This window comes from Bartonella sp. MU70NMGDW, assembly GCF_042194085.1.
GTDB classification, from domain to species: Bacteria; Pseudomonadota; Alphaproteobacteria; order Rhizobiales; family Rhizobiaceae; genus Bartonella; species Bartonella grahamii.
The window spans coordinates 1-630 of sequence record NZ_JBHIMK010000551.1 but is presented as its reverse complement, the minus strand read 5'-3'; the positions used below and the strand labels follow the sequence as shown (position 1 = coordinate 630).

The following is a 630-nucleotide window of genomic DNA, read 5'->3' as shown; positions in this document are numbered from 1 at the left end:
CAGAAGCGTTTGGCACGCATTTCAATTGCCAATTTATCCATGGGTTCATGCGGTGTTTTTGCTCGTGAGATGCGTCCATTTGGTTCTCTGATACATCCTTTAATTCGAGGACGACCACGTTTTGCATGTTTTTTTCTTTTAGCCATATTTTTTCAATCAGAATGGGACGCTATCGTTAAGAGCTGTTCTATAATCTTGAGCACCTGAAGCGATAGCATAATTTTGAGAAGTAATAGGTGAAGGGGTAGGGGATGCCGATTGATCTTTCTTTGCATCAAGCAAATACAATTCACCTTTGAATTGTGGTAAGACAATCTCTGTTGTGTAACGGTCATGCCCATTTTTATCTTGCCATTTGCGTGTCTGTAATTTTCCTTCTATGTAAACCTTTGAACCTTTGTTTAGATATTGAAGTGCAATTTTTGCCAAATGTGGATTAAAAATCACAACTGAATGCCATTCTGTTTTCTCTACTTTTTGATTGGTTTTTTTATCTGTATAGCTCTCAGAAGTCGCTATACTAAAATTGACTATTTCTGCTCCAGAATTCATTGTTTTGCTTTCGGGATTAGCACCAAGGCGCCCGATTAACGTCACTTTATTTAGCATATTTGTAGCCCCATTAGATTA

At 37.8% G+C, this 630-nt stretch carries 1 protein-coding gene; it reads right to left on the bottom strand.

Features of this window, described 5'->3' with window-relative positions; translation table 11 throughout:
• Window positions 1-156: 156 nt before the first annotated feature.
• The gene (gene ssb, locus ACFIKE_RS12105) at window positions 157-609 is read right to left on the bottom strand and encodes a single-stranded DNA-binding protein (RefSeq protein ID WP_375620506.1); all 453 of its coding nucleotides are present in this window, start codon (window positions 607-609) and stop codon (window positions 157-159) included.
• Between the last annotated feature and the right edge of the window lie 21 nt (window positions 610-630).

Excerpts from the sequence above, each read along its gene's own strand:
- ssb (WP_375620506.1), bottom strand. The coding sequence starts at position 609 with ATGCTAAATAAAGTGACGTTAATCGGGCGCCTTGGTGCTAATCCCGAA.